The following is a 15,660-nucleotide window of genomic DNA, read 5'->3' on the forward strand; positions in this document are numbered from 1 at the left end:
GCTGGCAGATCGGGGTCAAGCGATCTTTTTCAAGCCGCGCCGGAAGCGCTCCGCGTTCTCGACATAGTGTTTCGCGCTCAGGCGCAAGCCTTCGATCTGCTCGGGCGTGAGCTGGCGCACCACCTTGGCCGGGCTGCCAATAATCATGGAGCCATCGGGAAATTCTTTGCCCTCGGTCACCAGCGCGCCCGCGCCCACCAGGCAGTTCCTGCCGATCTTCGCGCCGTTGAGCACGATGGCACCGATGCCGATCAGCGATTCGTCCCCCACGGTGCAGCCGTGCAGCATCACCTGGTGGCCCACGGTCACGTGGGCGCCGATGGTCAAAGGCAGCCCGTCGTCGGCGTGCAGCACGCTGCCGTCCTGGATGTTGCTGCCGGCGCCGACGGTGATGGTGGCCGTGTCGCCGCGCACCGTGGTGCCGAACCACACGCTCGCGTGCTCGCCCAGACTCACATCCCCAATCACCAACGCGTTCTCGGCCACCCAGGCCGAATCGGCCACGCGCGGCGCCACGCCATCGAGTTCATAGATCGCCATGCCGGGTGTCTCCAATCCTGGTTGTTGTTGCGGTGCCCGGGGGGCCACACGCGAAACCTAGAATTGTAGGGATGCAGCGCCCCGATGACCGCCCCCCTTCCGACATGCCCGGCACCAGCCTGAGGGAACGCGCCTTGCACACGCTCTGCATCCCCGACCCGGGCCACAAGGCCCAGGCGGCTCTGGTGCTGTGGGCAGCCCTCGGTGCGTGCGCCGATGCGGATCGATGCCTCGACGCCCTGCGCCCCAACGACCCCCTGAACCCCGCGCCCGGCGCACCCCTGCCGGGTCGGCCGGACCGACCCGCCCTGGTGCCACCCATGGACGTGCCGCACCGTTCGCCCTTCACCACCGACGGCCTGGCCGCACTGTTGCACGCGGTCTGCCACATCGAATTCAACGCCATCAACCTGGCGCTCGATGCGGTCTGGCGCTTCGCCGGCATGCCCCTCGACTTCTACCGCGACTGGCTGCGCGTGGCCGCGGAAGAGGCCACGCATTTCGACCTGCTGCACACGCACCTGCAAAGCCTGGGCTTCCACTACGGCGACTTTCCCGCGCACGATGGCCTGTGGGAAATGTGCGTGAAGACGCAGCACGACATCACCGCGCGCATGGCGCTGGTGCCGCGCACGCTCGAAGCGCGCGGGCTCGACGCCACCCCGCTGATCCAGGCCCGCCTGCGCAAGGTCAACACCCCCGCAGCCCTTCGCACCGTCGAAATCCTCGACGTGATCCTGCGCGACGAGATCGGCCATGTCGCCATCGGCAACCGCTGGTACGGCTGGCTCTGCGCGCAGCAGGGACTGGACCCGCTGGCGCACTACCGTGTGCTCTCGCGCACGCACAACGCGCCCAGACTGAAACCACCGTTCAACGACGCGGCCCGGCGCGAGGCCGGCTTCAGCCAGCAGGAACTGGACTATCTGCTGGGGGACTGAACCGCGCGACGAAGCGGTTTGTTGCCCGCGGCCCGCACAGCCTGTGCGGACAAGGGTTCTTCCACGTGCAGTGTTGCCGATTCGCGCTTATGCTGCGCCGCAGAGCCGCGTTGCATGAGGGCAGGCGGTGAGGCAATGACCTTTCCGAATATTGGCAATGAGCGTAAAACACATCCAGCTGGACGAGTACCTCGGGCAGGCCTTTGACCGCATACCGGTCGCCATGGTGGTGGTCAACCAGCAGGGGGTGATCACGCGCCTGAACCGGCTGGCCGAGTCCACCTTCGGCTACACCAGCGAAGAGCTGCTGGGGCAACCGGTCGAGGTGCTGGTGCCCGAGCGTTACCGCCATGCGCATCCGGGTTACCGCCGGGGCTTCCAGTCCGAAGCCACCGCCCGCCCCATGGGCGCCGGCCGCGACCTCAGCGGCCTGCGCAAGGACGGCAGCGAGTTTCCGGTGGAGATCGGCATCAACCCGGTCGATACCGGTGAAGGCCCGATGATCCTGTCGGTGATTCTGGACCTGAGCGAACGCAAGCAAAACGAGAAGCGCATCCACGACGCCCTGCAGGAAAAAGAATTGCTGCTGGAAGAGGTGCACCACCGCGTCAAGAACAACCTGCAGGTGATCCACAGCCTGCTCGACCTGCAGGCGCTCAAGATCAAGGACCCGGATCTCGTGGCCATGTTGCGCGACAGCCAGAACCGGATCCGGTCGATGTCGATGATCCACCAGACCCTGTACCAGTCGCACGACTTCGCCCAGGTGGAGTTTCAGCAGTTTCTGGGTGAACTGCTGCCCAACCTGATGGACTCCTACGGCATGGTGGCCGGGCATGTGGCCATGGCGATCGAGGCCAACCAGGTCAAGCTGCCCATCAACGAAGCGATCCCCTGTGGCCTCATCGTGAACGAACTGGTGAGCAACGCGCTCAAACACGGCTTTCCGGCCGGGCAGTGTGGCACGGTCCGCGTGCTCATGCGCCAGGACGACGACCACCACATCGAACTCGCCATCAGCAACGATGGTCTCGGCATTCCCGAGCATCAGAACCTCGAACGCAGCGGTTCACTCGGCCTGCAACTGGTCCAGTTGCTCACGCGCCAGCTCCATGGCCGGCTGGACGTGCAGCGCAGTGGACCCACCTGTTTCACCTTGCGTTTTCCTCTGGAACGAAAAAAATGAACAGTCCCTCCCGCATCCTGGTGGTGGAAGACGAGAGCATCGTCGCCTTCAACCTGCAACAGCGTCTGGCGCAGCTGGGCTACGACGTGCCCGCCATAGCGGTTTCCGGTGAAGAATGCATGGAAATGGTCTCGCAGACCCTGCCCGATCTGGTGTTGATGGACATCCACATCCAGGGCGACATGGACGGCATCGAGGTGGCATCCCGGCTGCGTGAAACCCACTCGACGCCGGTGATCTACCTCACCGCCTATTCCGAAGATTCCACGCTGGAGCGCGCGCGACAGACCCGCCCCTATGGCTACCTGCTCAAGCCCTTTTCGGAGCGCGAGCTGCACGCCACCATCCAGATGGCCTTCGAGCGATACAAGCTGGAAGTTGAACTCGTGGACAACCGCCAATTGTTGCAGCAGGCCCTGGATGCCGCGAGCATGGGTGTGCTGGAAATGAACACGGCCACCTCGGCCATCACCGCTTCGCCCCGAACGGCCGATCTGCTGGGCTGGTCACCGAACCAGCCACACTGCCGGGACGACCTGCTCTCGTGCGTGGACGCCGAGGAACGGGCCGAGGTGACCGCCCGGCTGGACGAGAGCCTGGCCAAACTGAAGCGGTTCAGCGAAGAGTTTCGTGTGCTGTCCGAAGACGTCCCGCCGCGCTGGATCAAGCTCGACGCGGGCCACGCCTCCGGCCGGCGCATGACGGGCGTGGTGCAGGACATCTCGGCGCGCAAGAACAGCGAACTCCGGCTGAAGCTGCTCAACGACAGCCTGGAGAGCCTGGTGGCCGAGCGCACCATCGAGCTCAAGCAGTGCCTCAAAGAGCTCGAAGCCTTCAGTTATTCGGTGGCGCACGACCTGCGCTCCCCGGTCCGGGTCATCGTCGGGTTTGGCCAGGAACTGATCCGGGAACACGCCAGCGAACTGGGTGCCGACAGCATCGATCTGGTCAACCGGATCGTGACCGCGGGCCAGCGCATGGGGGCGCTGATCGACGCGCTCTTGCACATGTCGCGCCTGAACCAGCTGCCGATGCAACTGCGCGTGGTCAATGTCAGTGAAATCGCCAGCGAGATCGCCGCCCAGCTCATGGAGGCCGCCCCCGAACGGGTGGCCCAGGTGCGGATCGCCCCGAACTTGGAAGCCATGGCCGACCCGACCCTGGTGCGCAGCCTGCTCGACAACCTGTTGCGAAACGCCTGGAAGTTTTCTGCCCGCAAAGAGATCACCCACATCGACGTCGGCAGCAAGACCCTCAACGGCGAAACCATTTTCTTTGTGCGCGACAACGGATGCGGCTTCGACATGGCCTCGGCCGACCGCCTTTTTGGCCCCTTCCAGCGCCTGCACCGCGAAGACGAGTACGCCGGCACCGGCATCGGCCTGACCATCGTGCAGCGCATCGTCATGCGCCACGGCGGCCGGGTCTGGGCCTTTTCCGAGCCCGGTCTGGGCGCCGCGTTCCACTTCACGCTGAGCACTTGACTTGAAACACCCCCGCCGCGCTTCGCGCAACCCCCTCAAGGGGGCGGCACTGGCCGTCCGGCAAAGCCGGCCCGGCGGTGCCCTGGGTTGGATCAGTTCATGCGTCGCGGTGTGAGCGCCGGCAAGATGGCGAACCGATACCGTTCACCCGAACGGTGCGCCGATAATCGGGAATGACCACCGCTTCCCCGAACGCTTCTCCCCTCGCGGCATCCGCCGCCGATTTCAGCCAGTTGCCGCTCACACCGGCCATGCTGGCCAACCTGCAGCAGCTCGGCTACCTGAGCATGACGGCCATCCAGGCCGCCAGTCTGCCAGCCGCCCTGCTGGGCAAAGACATCATTGCCCAGGCCAAGACCGGCAGCGGCAAGACCGCCGCCTTCGCCCTCACCCTGCTGGCCAACCTGAACCCGCGCCGTTTCGCCGTGCAGACCCTGGTGCTCTGCCCCACGCGCGAGCTGGCCGACCAGGTGACCACCGAAATCCGCCGCCTGGCGCGCGCCGAAGACAACATCAAGGTCGTCACGCTGTGCGGCGGTGTGCCGCTGCGCGGGCAGCTGGCCACGCTGGAGCACGGCGCGCACATCGTGGTCGGCACACCCGGCCGCATCATGGACCACCTGGAGCGCCAGAGTCTGCAACTCGACGCGCTCAACACCCTGGTGCTCGACGAAGCCGACCGCATGCTCGACATGGGTTTCTTCGACGACATCGTGAAGGTCGCACGCCAGTGCCCGAAAGATCGCCAGACCCTGCTGTTCTCCGCCACCTACCCGGAAGGCATCGCCAAGCTGGCCGCGCAGTTCATGCGCGATCCCGTCACGGTGACGGTGGAGGCGCAGCACGCCGGTGGCCAGATTGAACAGCGCTGGTACCAGGTGAAGGACAACGAGCGACTGCACGCGGTGAGCCAGCTGCTGCTGCACTTCCGCCCGGCGAGCACGCTCGCGTTCTGCAACACCAAGGCGCAGTGCCGCGATCTCGTGGCCGTGCTGCAGGCGCAAGGCATGAGCGCACTGGCGCTCTTCGGTGAACTGGAGCAGCGCGAGCGCGACCAGGTGCTGGTGCGCTTTGCCAACAAGAGTTGCTCGGTCTTGGTGGCCACCGACGTGGCCGCGCGCGGGCTCGACATCGCGAGCCTGGCCGCCGTGATCAACGTGGACGTGACGCCCGACCCCGAGGTGCACATCCACCGCATCGGCCGCACCGGGCGCGCCGGCGAAAGCGGCCTGGCGCTGAACCTGGCCAGCATGAACGAGATGGGCAGCGTGGGCAAGATCGAGCAGCTGCAGGGCCGCGAATCCGAATGGCACGAACTGGCCGAACTGGTTCCCACCGGCAAAGGCCCGCTCATGCCACCGATGGTCACACTGCACATCCAGGGCGGTCGCAAGGAAAAGATCCGCCCCGGCGACGTGCTGGGCGCGCTCACCGCCGACCTCGGCTACACGCGCGAACAGGTTGGCAAGATCAACGTCAACGACTGGTCCACCTACGTCGCGGTGGACCGCGCCATCGCCGAACAGGTCGCCAGCCGGCTGAACGATGGCCGCATCAAGGGCAAGAGCGTGAAGGTGCGGGTGCTGGCCGATTGATGCCGCCGGACCGCCGCCTGCCGACCCACCAGAACTCCCCGAAAATAGACCCATGAACGACACGAACACCCAACCGGCCCAACCCGCCCTGCCCGACCGCCTCTCCATCGACCCACGCAGCCCGCACCACGTGGCCGCCGTGTTCGAACACGACATCGGCATCCGCTTCAATCACAAGGAGCGCTTCGACGTGGCCGAATACTGCATCAGCGAAGGCTGGGTCAAAGTGCCCTCCAGCAAGACGGTGGACCGCAAAGGGCAGCCCCTGCTGATCCAGCTCAAGGGCCAGGTCGAGGTGTTCTACAAGTAGACCGCCATGCACCGCCGCGTCTTGCTGACCGCCTGGATACCGCTGCTGCCCTGGATCGGCGCGGCACGGGCACAGGCCGCGCCTTCACCGGACGCGGCGCCCGCCTCGCCGCCCCGCCTGAACGTGCCGCTCGATGTGCTGCAGAGCGAGGTGGGCAAACGTTTCCCACTGCGTTACCCGGTGGCCGGGCTGGTGAACCTGGACCTGGCGGTGCCGCAACTGGGCTTGCTGCCGGCCTCGAACCGGCTGCGCGCCGAGATGGCGGTGAACGCGGCCGGCCCGATCCTGCAGCGCAGCCAGCCGGGCACGTTCACCGTCGATTTCGCGCTGCGCTACGAGCACAGCGATCGGACGCTGCGCGCCCACCAGCTCAAGGTCTACCGCATGCGTTTCCCCGGCCTGCCGGCCGACGCGGCGGAGCTGCTCAACACCTATGCGCCGGCGCTGGCCGAACAGTCCCTGCGCGAAGTGGTGCTGTACCAGTTGAACGCCCAGGAAACGGCGATGGCCGACCTGCTGGGTCTGCGACCGGGTCGCATCACCGTGACCGATCAAGGCCTGGCGGTCGAGCTGGTCACCAGGCCGCTGTAGGCCCCGGCCGGCTGTCACTTCGCGCCTGACAACGGGTGCGATACTGCGCCCGCACACCTCATTCAAACGATGACAGGGAATACAGCATGAGTGGGAGCCGATGGACCCTCTGGCGGGCCGCGAAAGTCCTGGCCTGGAGCCTGGCGGGCATCTTCGTGGGCCTGCCCGTGCTGCTCTACCTCGGTTTCCTGGGTATCCAGGAAGCGAGCGAACGGCAGTGGCTGGGCAAGGCCCCCACGCACCCCGCCATCGACGTGCGCTCGCACGAGCCCCACACGGTGGCCCTGCTCGACGTGGGCTTCGACTCGCTGGCCACGCGCATGCGGCTCATTGAAGAAGCCAAAGAGTCCATCGAGCTGGAATTTTTCATCTACGAGGTCGACACCGCGAGCCGGCTGGTGACGCAAGCCCTGGCCCGCAAGGCCCGCGAAGGCGTCAAGGTGCGCCTGCTGGTGGACTTCGCGCTGCCGGTCTTCAAGCTCGCGCCGCACTACGCCCAGGCGCTGGAGGCCGCAGGCGTGGAGGTGCGTTACTACAACACCGCGGGCCTGGCCCGGTTCTTCGCCTCGAACCACCGCACCCACCGCAAGCTGCTGGTGGTGGACCGCCAGAAGGCCATCATCGGCGGGCGCAACATCGCCGACGACTATTTCGACCTCTCGGAACGCTACAACTTCCTCGACAGCGACATGTACATCGATGGCCCCGTGGCGTCGGGCATCACGGACAGCTTCGAGCTGTACTGGGCATCGGACTGGGTGACCAACCCCATCGACGTGGCCGCATCGTCGACCCTGCCCGGCCCGGAACTGCTGGGCCTGCCCACCGCCGCCGAGGCCGCATTGGCCGCCGAACTGCAGCGCCACCCGCCCCAGCACGCGTTGAGCACCTGCAACGACATGCACTTCGTCACCGACTACCCGGGCTCGGGCGTGGAGCGGCGCAAGGTGTTTCTGGAGCTCACCCGGCTGGCCAAAGAGGCGCGCCAGCAGATCATGGTGGAGAGCCCCTACCTGGTCTTGCGCGACGACGGTCTCGCGGTGTTGCAGCAGGTGGCGCAACGCGGCGTCAAGCTGCAGATTCTGACGAACAGCCTGTATTCCACCGACGCGTTCTACACCGTGGCCAGTCTGGCGAATTCCCTCGATCGCCTGTCCCTGCCGAAACTGGAAGTCTGGGCCTATGGCGGGCAGGCGCTGGCGGGCAGCGAGCGGCCCTCCGCTTCGCCGCGCTGGGGCGTACACGCCAAACGGGCGGTGTTCGACGACCACACCATCGTCGTCGGCACCTACAACATCGATCCCCGTTCAGCCAACCTGAACTCGGAGCTGATGGTGGTCTGCCGCAACAACCGCTTCCTCGCCGAGACCCTGCAACACAACATGCGCCTGCGTATCGCGCAGTCCCGCGCGGTGGTGGGTGGGGCCAACGCGGGCGGGCTGAATGCCCTGGTGAAAGACGCCGATGAGGACACCTTGTTCAAGATGCGCGCCATCGCCCCGATCGCCAGCCTGCTCGACTTCCTGATGTAGTCGCAGCACACCAGTCGCTGGGCGCACAATCTCTTTCCTGAACCCGCGTGATCGCACGCCCCCCTAAAGCCATGAATCCAGCACCAGACGCCACCAGCCCCATCGAACCCTCGCCGCTGTGCGAACCATGCCAGGGCATCCAGCGCAACTGGCGCGGCGCACCCGGCCATGCCGAGCTGCAGCAGGGCAACCACCGCAAGGAACTGCGCGGCGATGTGCAGGTGACGATCACCGGCTATTTCTGCGACCGCTGCGGCGCCCACTGGCACTACACCAACGACAAGACGAACCAGCGCGCCGGCTGGTCGCTGGCGCCCAAGTGAGCGCTTCCCGCAACGAACGCTGGTCCGCATGAAGGCGCCGCCCCGCCTGCAGGCGCTGATCGAAGAAGGTCTGATCGACTCCGTTGTGCGCCAGCTCATGAGCGGCAAGGAGGCCATGGTGTTTGTGGTGCGCTGCGGCGATGAAACGCGCTGCGCCAAGATCTACAAAGAGGCCAACAACCGCAGCTTTCGCCAGGCGGTGGACTACACCGAAAACCGCAAGGTCAAGAACTCGCGCCAGGCCCGCGCCATGGCCAAAGGCACGAAATTTGGCCGCGAGGCGCAGGAGGCGGCCTGGCAAAGCGCCGAGGTGGATGCGCTGTACCGCCTGGCCGCGGCCGGCGTGCGCGTGCCGCAGCCCTACAACTTCTGTGACGGCGTGCTGCTGATGGAGCTGGTGACCGACGCCCATGGCGACGCCGCCCCGCGCCTGAACGATGTGCGTTTCACGCCCGGTCAGGCGCGCCAGCACCACGCCACCCTGGTGGCCGAGGTGGTGCGCATGCTGTGCGCGGGCGTGGTGCACGGCGATCTGTCGGAATTCAACATCCTGCTCGCGCATTCGGGCGAAGCGGACGGTGAGGACTTCCCCGTGATCATCGACCTGCCGCAGGCGGTGGACGCTGCCGGCAACAACCACGCACCGCGCATGCTGCTGCGCGACGTGGCCAACCTGCGCGACTTCTTTGGCCAGTTTGCGCCCGAGCTGCTGGCCACCCGGTACGGTCCCGAGATCTGGAGCCTCTACCAGCGTGGCCTGCTGAGCAACGACACGCTGCTCACCGGGCGCTACACGCCGTCCCACGCCGAAGTGGACCTGGCCAGCGTGATGCGCGAGATCGACGACGCGCGCGATGAAGACGCGGCACGTCGACTGCGCATGGCGCAGTGAGCTGCGTGGACTGATTCAGCCACGCGGGTGGTGCTGCGCCACGATGCTCTTGAGCCGCTCCCGCGCCACGTGCGTGTAGATGGTGGTGGTGGAAATGTCGGCGTGGCCCAGCAACATCTGCACCGCGCGCAGGTCGGCGCCGTGGTTGAGCAGGTGGGTGGCGAAAGCGTGGCGAAGCGTGTGCGGCGACAGTGGTGAGGTGATGCCGGCGACCAGCGCGTATTTCTTCACCAGCTGCCAGAACATGGCGCGCGTCATGGCCTCACCCGCGCGCGAGCCGCGCGAGGTGACGAACAGGTCTTCGCTCTGCAAGCCTCCCAGCACCTCGCGCCGCCCCTGGCCCAGCCAGGTCTGCAGCCACTGCCCGGCAATCTGTCCGAACGGCACCAGCCGCTCCTTGTTGCCCTTGCCGGTGATGCGCAGCACGTGCTCGTTCATGCCCACATGAAAGGTCTTGAGCTTCACCAGCTCGCTCACGCGCAGGCCGCTGGCGTACATCAGCTCCAGCATGGCGCGGTCGCGCTGGCCCAGCGGCGTGCTGGTGTCGGGCGCGTTGAGCAGGGCCTCGACCTGCGCCTCGCTCATCGTCTTGGGCACGCGCATCGGCTGCCGTGCGGCCATCAGGCGCAGCGTCGGGTCGGTGGTGATCAGGCGTTCGCGCAGCGCCCAGCGGTAATAGCGCTTGAACACCGTGAGCCGCCGGTTGGCGGTGGTGGCGCGGGTCTGGGCGTGGCGTTCGGCGAAGTAGGCGTTGATGTCGCTTTCACCGGCCTCGGGCAATGCCGTGCCGCGTGCGGCCAGCCATTGGCCGAACAGCGTGAGGTCGCGCCGGTAGGCGTCGAGCGTGTTGCGCGAGAGGCCTTCCTCCAGCCAGAGCGCATCGATGAAGGCCCCGGCGCTGGCCTCGCTGGCCGTTGCCAGGGCTTTGTCCATCAGTCCAGCTTGAGTTTCTGCTTGGCGACCACCGTCTTGTAGACCTCGTACTCGGCCTTGATCTGCTCGGCGAATTCGGCCGGGGTGTTGCCCACGATGAGCGAACCGGTGTCTTCAATGCGCTTTTTCACAGCCGGGTCGGCCAGCGCCTGCTTGGTGGCGTTGTAGACCTTGTCCACGACATCCTTGGGCAGGCCCTTGGGCGCGATCAGACCGTAGTAAGCCATGCGGTTGACCGGCTCCATGCCCACTTCCTTGAAGGTCGGCACGTTGGGCAACGCGGCCAGGCGGTCGGGCGCGGCCACCACGATGGGGATCAGCCGCCCGGCCTTGATGTGTGGCAACGCTGAGGGCAGGTTGTCAAAGATGATGGGGACCTGGCCGCCCACGGTGTCGTTGAGCGCCGGACCGGCGCCGCGGTAGGGAATGTGCGTCATGAAAACGCCGGCCAGGCTCTTGAACAGCTCGGTCTGCAGGTGGCCGATGCCGCCCGTGCCCGAGCTGGCGTAGCTGTACTTGCCCGGGTTCTTTTTCAGCTCGGCCAGGAAGGCCTTGAAGTCCTTGGCCGGAAAGCTGGGGTGCACCGCGATCACGTTGGGTGTGGCCGCGATGTTGATGATGGGCGTGAAGTCCGTGAGCGTGTTGTACGGGATCTTGGGGTTGATGGCCGGGTTGGCCGCTGTGGTGGACACGGTGGCCATGCCCAGGATGTGTCCGTCGGGCAAGGCCCGCGAGAGTTCCAGGGCCCCCACCACGCCGCCGCCGCCGGCCTTGTTCTCCACGACCACGCTCTGGCCCAGGGTCTTGCCCAGCGGCTCGGACATGACGCGCGCAATGATGTCGGTCGTCCCGCCGGGCGCAAACGGCACCTGGATCCGCACGGGCTTGTTCGGGAAAGCCTGTGCCCAGGCCCCGGTGGCCGCAACGACCGAAGCAGTGACCAGACCCCAGGCAAACAGCTGACGACGCAATACCATGGCAAACACTCCTTGAAAGAGAGGCAACAAAAAGGATAGCAGGGTCATATTACCTGCGGCGATCCGGCGCGCGCGCGCCAGATCAGACAGGCTGTTGATCGAACCCGCCTCGACAGACACTGTAGACAGCCGCGAGGCCCTTGGCCATGGGGAGACTACATAAGTACAAACCCCCGTATCGAACCGACGGCGGGCGCTATGCTCCTTCCGTGAACTTTGCCCAGCTGCTCTTCCCCGACTTTTCGCTCATCCTGATCGGCTACCTGCTCTGCCGTTTCACCGCACTCGACCGCAAGGTCTGGGAGCCCATCGAGAGCCTGGTCTACTACTTCCTGTTTCCGGTGCTGCTGTTCCAGTCCATCGTGAAAAGCCCGCTGGACCTGGGGGCCACCTCCAGCCTCATGGCCGCCGGCTTCACACTCGGCCTGCTGGGCATCGGGCTCTCGTATTCACTGCCGCACTGGCCCTGGCTCGGCAAGCGGCTGGACGTGCGGCTGCACGCCGCCAGCGCACAGATCGGCTTTCGCTTCAACTCCTTCATCGCCCTGGCCCTGGCCGACAAAGTGGCCGGCCCGCAGGGCCTGCAGCTCATCGCGGTGATCATCGGCGTGTGCGTGCCGCTGTTCAATGTGGGTGCCGTGTGGCCCATGGCCCGCCACGCACAGAAGCACTTTGTGGGTGAACTGCTGCGCAACCCACTGATCATCGGTACCGCTTCGGGCCTGGTGGCCAACCTGCTGGGCTTCCAGATCCCAGTCTGGCTGGAACCCACGGTGAGCCGCATCGGCCAGGCCTCGCTGGCGCTCGGCCTGATGGCGGCCGGTGCAGGGATGCAGCTCGGTTCGCTGCACGCGGCCAAGACGCTCGGGGTGGCGGTGCTGGCCGTCAAACACCTCGGCATGCCGCTCATGGCGCTGGGCCTGTCCCGCCTGTTCCAGCTCGATGCCACACAAACCACGGTCCTGCTGATGTTCTCCGCCGTGCCCACCGCGTCCAGCTGTTACGTGCTGGCCGCCCGCATGGGCTACAACGGGCCGTATGTGGCAGGGCTGGTCACACTGTCCACCTTGCTGGGGATGGTGAGTTTGCCGTTTGCAATTGGCGTCCTGAACGCGCTCTGATCCAGTTTGAGGGGCATGAACGGTTGCTGGGTCGGCGGCCTCATGCATCGGGTCACGCGTACCAGTGGAACTGAACAGCGACAGGCCTGTTCAATGACGGTATGGCAAAATTGGTACGGTTTAGCCCATTCAGGCCCACCATGTGCGTGATCGCATGCAGGCCGTGTCCAACGGGTACTTTCAGGAATCCACCCATGTTCTCTCCCGAACGCATCGCCAGGTTGACGCCTTTGGCTGCATCCGTATTTGCTGCACTGGCTTTGATGGGCTGCGCCAGCGGCTCGAAAGAAGCTGCTGTCCCGAATCCGTTCATCGCGACCACTGCCTCAAAATCCACGGAACCTCACATCCACGAGCTGCGGGTGTTCGGGGACAGCTACTCAGACCTGAATTTCACCAACTCGCGCCGTACCGGCAACTGGGTGCAGAACCTCCGGGGAGCCATCAGCACCGACATCGTGGACAACTATGCGATCGGCGGCGCGCGGGCAGCTGACGCCAACTACAAGTCATTCAACCGCCAGATCGACACCATGGTGGCCAGGAACAACAACGTGGTGGCCGACTCGGACCTGACCATCGTCTACCTGGGCCACAACGACATCAACAAAGCAGGCAGTCCCGACAACCTGACCGGCGCACGGAGAAGTTACACCCAAGGGGTTGACCGGCTCATCAGCATGGGTGCCGCCAACACCAACAGCAGACTCTTCCTCACACAGCTCCATGACTGGAGCCGCAACCCGGGCATCCAGTCCTCAACCCATCCCCAGGTGGTGGCGTGGAACAACTACATTGCCGGATTGGCCAACGCCCATGAGAACGTGATCGCCGTGGACATGTACACGGCATTTGAACGCGTTTTCGAGAATCCGGGGGCGTTCGGCTTCACCAACGTCAAGACCCCCGATTCCACGCGCTCGGCCATCGACGCCCTGTTCAACGACACCACGCACTTCGGATCGCGCGGACAGCAGATCATTTCACGCGTGTACGAACACTACCTGACCCGTGGATGGAACTGGGCCAACACCCTGAGCGCAGGGGCTTCCAGTGCCACCCGCCTCGGCTCCGAGGTGGACCGTGGCATCCTCAGCTACGCCAGCCAGTCGCCGGGCCACACCATGGCCCAGGGGTTCAATCTCATTCCGATCGGCGCCCTGGGTGACAACTCGTCCAGTTCGGTGGCTTCCAACCGCTTCACTACCCCGGCAAGCCAGGGCGTGACCAATACGACCAGCGGATCTGCTCCCAAAGGCATCGCACTGAACTTCGCTGGAGGTGCCGGGGTGTTCGGCACACCAGGCAACTTTGGTTTCGCCTACACGCGCAATGGCAGCGAGCAGGGGCTTGCCAGCAGCGATGAACGTTTTTTGCAAAAATTCAACGCCAGCGCCTCAACCCTCTACTGGCATCAGCCGGTCAGCGATTTCCTGTTGACAACGCAAGTGTCCAACCTGCGGCTGGACTTCGAAAACAATGCTCGCGACGAGTTGCTCAACCGCAATGTCGTCAACAACGGCACGGGCAGCACCTGGTCATTCGAGCAGAAGATTCGCCGCCCAATGGGCAATGAGTTCCTGAACTTCACGCCATGGGTTTCATTCGCCGCGCAGTCCCACAAGCTCGATCCGTATTGGGCTCAAACGCTCTACACCACCGCCACCTACTACAACAGCTCCACCGCCAACGATCTGTATTCGGGCATCGGTTTTGATCTCCAGTTCGCGCCGGTTCGCCTGAGCAGCGGTCGGAAACTGAATTTCAGCGGTGGCATCAACCACTCGGAGAGCCTCCGCCGCAGCTCGGTGGCGGTGGCCATGACCGAAGCCAATCAATCCGGCCTCACCCAACGTGAAACCATCCTGCGCCCCAACGTGCGCAGCACGTTGCTGGGATTGAATGCTTCGCTGGACTACTCCAAGAAGGTCAATTTTTCGGCCAGCTATGGAGCGGATCTTCAAAGCGTCAGTGACACCCAACAGATCAACCTGTTGGCCAATCTCCGTTTCTGAAACACTGACCATGTTTCGGGTATCAACACAAGGCGCCTTCCGAGGTGCCTTGTTTTTTTGCCTTGCCGTCTGCATTCTTGGCCCTGACGTTGCCATGCAACGGTCTTCACTGGCCCACTTTCTGGTCGACGTATATCAATACCCATTAAGTCATGTGGACTAAGATCGCGGCCCAGGTGCTGCCCCCTGGGTCGTTTCAGATGACATGGTGGTCGCCAGTGCCTGCGCTCCCTCTCTGCCCTTACTTTTAGGCATTCAGCCATCTATGCGCATTACGAACCGAAAAAGAGTGATGATCACTGGCGGCGCCGGGTTTCTGGGATCCCACCTCTGTGAACGGCTCCTCAACGAAGGCAACGACGTGCTCTGCGTTGACAACTTCTACAGCGGCACCAAGGACAATGTGGCTCACTTGGTGAACAACCCGCACTTTGAGCTGATGCGCCACGATGTGACTTTTCCGCTCTATGTGGAGGTCGACGAGATCTACAACCTGGCCTGCCCGGCGTCGCCCATCCACTACCAGCGCGACCCGGTCCAGACCACCAAGACCAGCGTGCACGGCGCGATCAACGTGTTGGGGCTGGCCAAGCGCACCGGCGCACGCATCTTCCAGGCATCGACCAGCGAGGTCTACGGCGACCCCGAAGTCCACCCCCAGGAAGAAAGCTATTGGGGCCGCGTCAACCCGATCGGCATCCGCTCTTGCTACGACGAAGGCAAACGCTGCGCCGAGACCCTGTTTTTTGACTACCACCGCCAGCACCGGGTCAAGATCAAGGTGGCGCGCATTTTCAACACCTACGGCCCGCGCATGCACCCCAACGACGGTCGCGTGGTCAGCAACTTCATCGTCCAAGCCCTGCGCGGCGAGGACATCACGATTTATGGCGACGGGTCGCAAACGCGCAGCTTTTGCTACGCCGACGACCTGATCGAAGGTTTTGTGCGCCTGATGGCCAGCTCCGACAGCGTGACCGGTCCGATCAACCTCGGCAACCCGGTCGAGTTCACCATCAAGGAACTGGCCGAGGCAGTGCTGACCAAGGTTGGCGGCCGCTCGCGCCTGGTGTTCAAACCCCTCCCCCAGGACGACCCCAGGCAGCGCCGGCCCGACATCGCGCGCGCCCAGGCCGAGCTCGGCTGGGAGCCGCGCGTTCAGCTGGATGCGGGCCTGGAAAAAACCATCCACTACTTCAAACAATTCCTGCAGAGCTGAT

General features: G+C 64.8%; 15 protein-coding genes. 12 read left to right on the forward strand and 3 right to left on the reverse strand.

Annotation, left to right across the window (positions count from 1 at the left end; genetic code table 11):
• Window positions 1-15 precede the first annotated feature (15 nt).
• Entirely contained in the window at window positions 16-540 is a 525-nt protein-coding gene (locus F3K02_RS22460) for a gamma carbonic anhydrase family protein (protein ID WP_177138132.1), read from the reverse strand.
• Between the two features lie 71 nt (window positions 541-611).
• On the opposite strand from F3K02_RS22460, the gene F3K02_RS22465 reads away from it, so the two are divergent.
• From F3K02_RS22465 to F3K02_RS22505, 9 genes are all read left to right on the forward strand, one after another.
• Window positions 612-1,481, forward strand: a complete 870-nt coding sequence (locus F3K02_RS22465) for a ferritin-like domain-containing protein (RefSeq protein ID WP_246309725.1) — start codon at window positions 612-614, stop codon at window positions 1,479-1,481.
• A 157-nt stretch (window positions 1,482-1,638) separates the two neighbouring features.
• On the forward strand, window positions 1,639-2,667 hold the full coding sequence (locus tag F3K02_RS22470) for a sensor histidine kinase (RefSeq protein ID WP_177138134.1): 1,029 nt from the start codon (window positions 1,639-1,641) through the stop codon (window positions 2,665-2,667).
• Window positions 2,664-4,151 (forward strand): sensor histidine kinase, encoded by a 1,488-nt coding sequence (locus F3K02_RS22475; RefSeq protein WP_177138136.1) that lies wholly within the window; start codon window positions 2,664-2,666, stop codon window positions 4,149-4,151. The genes F3K02_RS22470 and F3K02_RS22475 overlap by 4 nt, the downstream gene beginning before the upstream one ends.
• A 173-nt stretch (window positions 4,152-4,324) precedes the next feature.
• On the forward strand, window positions 4,325-5,746 hold the full coding sequence (dbpA, locus tag F3K02_RS22480; protein WP_177138139.1) for an ATP-dependent RNA helicase DbpA: 1,422 nt from the start codon (window positions 4,325-4,327) through the stop codon (window positions 5,744-5,746).
• Window positions 5,747-5,798: 52 nt separating this feature from the next.
• Window positions 5,799-6,056, forward strand: a complete 258-nt coding sequence (locus F3K02_RS22485; protein ID WP_177138141.1) for a DUF3297 family protein — start codon at window positions 5,799-5,801, stop codon at window positions 6,054-6,056.
• Between the two features lie 6 nt (window positions 6,057-6,062).
• A complete protein-coding gene (locus tag F3K02_RS22490; protein ID WP_177138142.1) occupies window positions 6,063-6,647 on the forward strand; it encodes a DUF1439 domain-containing protein in 585 nt (194 codons plus the stop codon).
• An 86-nt stretch (window positions 6,648-6,733) separates the two neighbouring features.
• On the forward strand, window positions 6,734-8,179 hold the full coding sequence (locus F3K02_RS22495) for a phospholipase D-like domain-containing protein (protein ID WP_177138144.1): 1,446 nt from the start codon (window positions 6,734-6,736) through the stop codon (window positions 8,177-8,179).
• A gap of 71 nt (window positions 8,180-8,250) precedes the next feature.
• Entirely contained in the window at window positions 8,251-8,502 is a 252-nt protein-coding gene (locus F3K02_RS22500; RefSeq protein ID WP_177138146.1) for a hypothetical protein, read from the forward strand.
• A 28-nt stretch (window positions 8,503-8,530) separates the two neighbouring features.
• Entirely contained in the window at window positions 8,531-9,394 is an 864-nt protein-coding gene (locus F3K02_RS22505) for a PA4780 family RIO1-like protein kinase (protein WP_177138148.1), read from the forward strand.
• A 15-nt stretch (window positions 9,395-9,409) separates the two neighbouring features.
• Here F3K02_RS22505 and xerD read toward each other — a convergent pair whose 3' ends face one another.
• Both xerD and F3K02_RS22515 read right to left on the reverse strand, forming a co-directional pair.
• Window positions 9,410-10,327, reverse strand: a complete 918-nt coding sequence (gene xerD / locus F3K02_RS22510; RefSeq protein WP_177138150.1) for a site-specific tyrosine recombinase XerD — start codon at window positions 10,325-10,327, stop codon at window positions 9,410-9,412.
• Complete coding sequence (locus tag F3K02_RS22515; protein ID WP_177138153.1) at window positions 10,327-11,304, reverse strand: tripartite tricarboxylate transporter substrate binding protein BugE; 978 nt, start codon at window positions 11,302-11,304, stop codon at window positions 10,327-10,329. Before F3K02_RS22515 ends, xerD begins: the two co-directional genes overlap by 1 nt.
• Window positions 11,305-11,513: 209 nt before the next feature.
• Here F3K02_RS22515 and F3K02_RS22520 point away from each other — a divergent pair, with 209 nt between their 5' ends.
• From F3K02_RS22520 to F3K02_RS22530, 3 genes are all read left to right on the forward strand, one after another.
• Window positions 11,514-12,425 (forward strand): AEC family transporter, encoded by a 912-nt coding sequence (locus F3K02_RS22520; protein ID WP_177138154.1) that lies wholly within the window; start codon window positions 11,514-11,516, stop codon window positions 12,423-12,425.
• A 194-nt stretch (window positions 12,426-12,619) separates the two neighbouring features.
• Window positions 12,620-14,440, forward strand: a complete 1,821-nt coding sequence (locus F3K02_RS22525; RefSeq protein WP_177138156.1) for a GDSL-type esterase/lipase family protein — start codon at window positions 12,620-12,622, stop codon at window positions 14,438-14,440.
• A gap of 265 nt (window positions 14,441-14,705) precedes the next feature.
• Window positions 14,706-15,659: a UDP-glucuronic acid decarboxylase family protein gene (locus tag F3K02_RS22530; protein ID WP_177138158.1), complete on the forward strand. Its 954-nt coding sequence runs from the start codon at window positions 14,706-14,708 to the stop codon at window positions 15,657-15,659.
• The last annotated feature ends 1 nt before the right edge of the window (window position 15,660 follow it).

This window comes from Hydrogenophaga aromaticivorans, assembly GCF_013387465.1.
GTDB lineage: Bacteria > Pseudomonadota > Gammaproteobacteria > Burkholderiales > Burkholderiaceae_C > Hydrogenophaga > Hydrogenophaga aromaticivorans.

Excerpts from the sequence above, each read along its gene's own strand:
- F3K02_RS22460 (WP_177138132.1), bottom strand. The coding sequence starts at position 540 with ATGGCGATCTATGAACTCGATGGCGTGGCGCCGCGCGTGGCCGATTCG.
- F3K02_RS22465 (WP_246309725.1), top strand. The coding sequence starts at position 612 with ATGCAGCGCCCCGATGACCGCCCCCCTTCCGACATGCCCGGCACCAGC.
- F3K02_RS22470 (WP_177138134.1), top strand. The coding sequence starts at position 1,639 with ATGAGCGTAAAACACATCCAGCTGGACGAGTACCTCGGGCAGGCCTTT.
- F3K02_RS22475 (WP_177138136.1), top strand. The coding sequence starts at position 2,664 with ATGAACAGTCCCTCCCGCATCCTGGTGGTGGAAGACGAGAGCATCGTC.
- dbpA (WP_177138139.1), top strand. The coding sequence starts at position 4,325 with ATGACCACCGCTTCCCCGAACGCTTCTCCCCTCGCGGCATCCGCCGCC.
- F3K02_RS22485 (WP_177138141.1), top strand. The coding sequence starts at position 5,799 with ATGAACGACACGAACACCCAACCGGCCCAACCCGCCCTGCCCGACCGC.
- F3K02_RS22490 (WP_177138142.1), top strand. The coding sequence starts at position 6,063 with ATGCACCGCCGCGTCTTGCTGACCGCCTGGATACCGCTGCTGCCCTGG.
- F3K02_RS22495 (WP_177138144.1), top strand. The coding sequence starts at position 6,734 with ATGAGTGGGAGCCGATGGACCCTCTGGCGGGCCGCGAAAGTCCTGGCC.
- F3K02_RS22500 (WP_177138146.1), top strand. The coding sequence starts at position 8,251 with ATGAATCCAGCACCAGACGCCACCAGCCCCATCGAACCCTCGCCGCTG.
- F3K02_RS22505 (WP_177138148.1), top strand. The coding sequence starts at position 8,531 with ATGAAGGCGCCGCCCCGCCTGCAGGCGCTGATCGAAGAAGGTCTGATC.
- xerD (WP_177138150.1), bottom strand. The coding sequence starts at position 10,327 with ATGGACAAAGCCCTGGCAACGGCCAGCGAGGCCAGCGCCGGGGCCTTC.
- F3K02_RS22515 (WP_177138153.1), bottom strand. The coding sequence starts at position 11,304 with ATGGTATTGCGTCGTCAGCTGTTTGCCTGGGGTCTGGTCACTGCTTCG.
- F3K02_RS22525 (WP_177138156.1), top strand. The coding sequence starts at position 12,620 with ATGTTCTCTCCCGAACGCATCGCCAGGTTGACGCCTTTGGCTGCATCC.
- F3K02_RS22530 (WP_177138158.1), top strand. The coding sequence starts at position 14,706 with ATGCGCATTACGAACCGAAAAAGAGTGATGATCACTGGCGGCGCCGGG.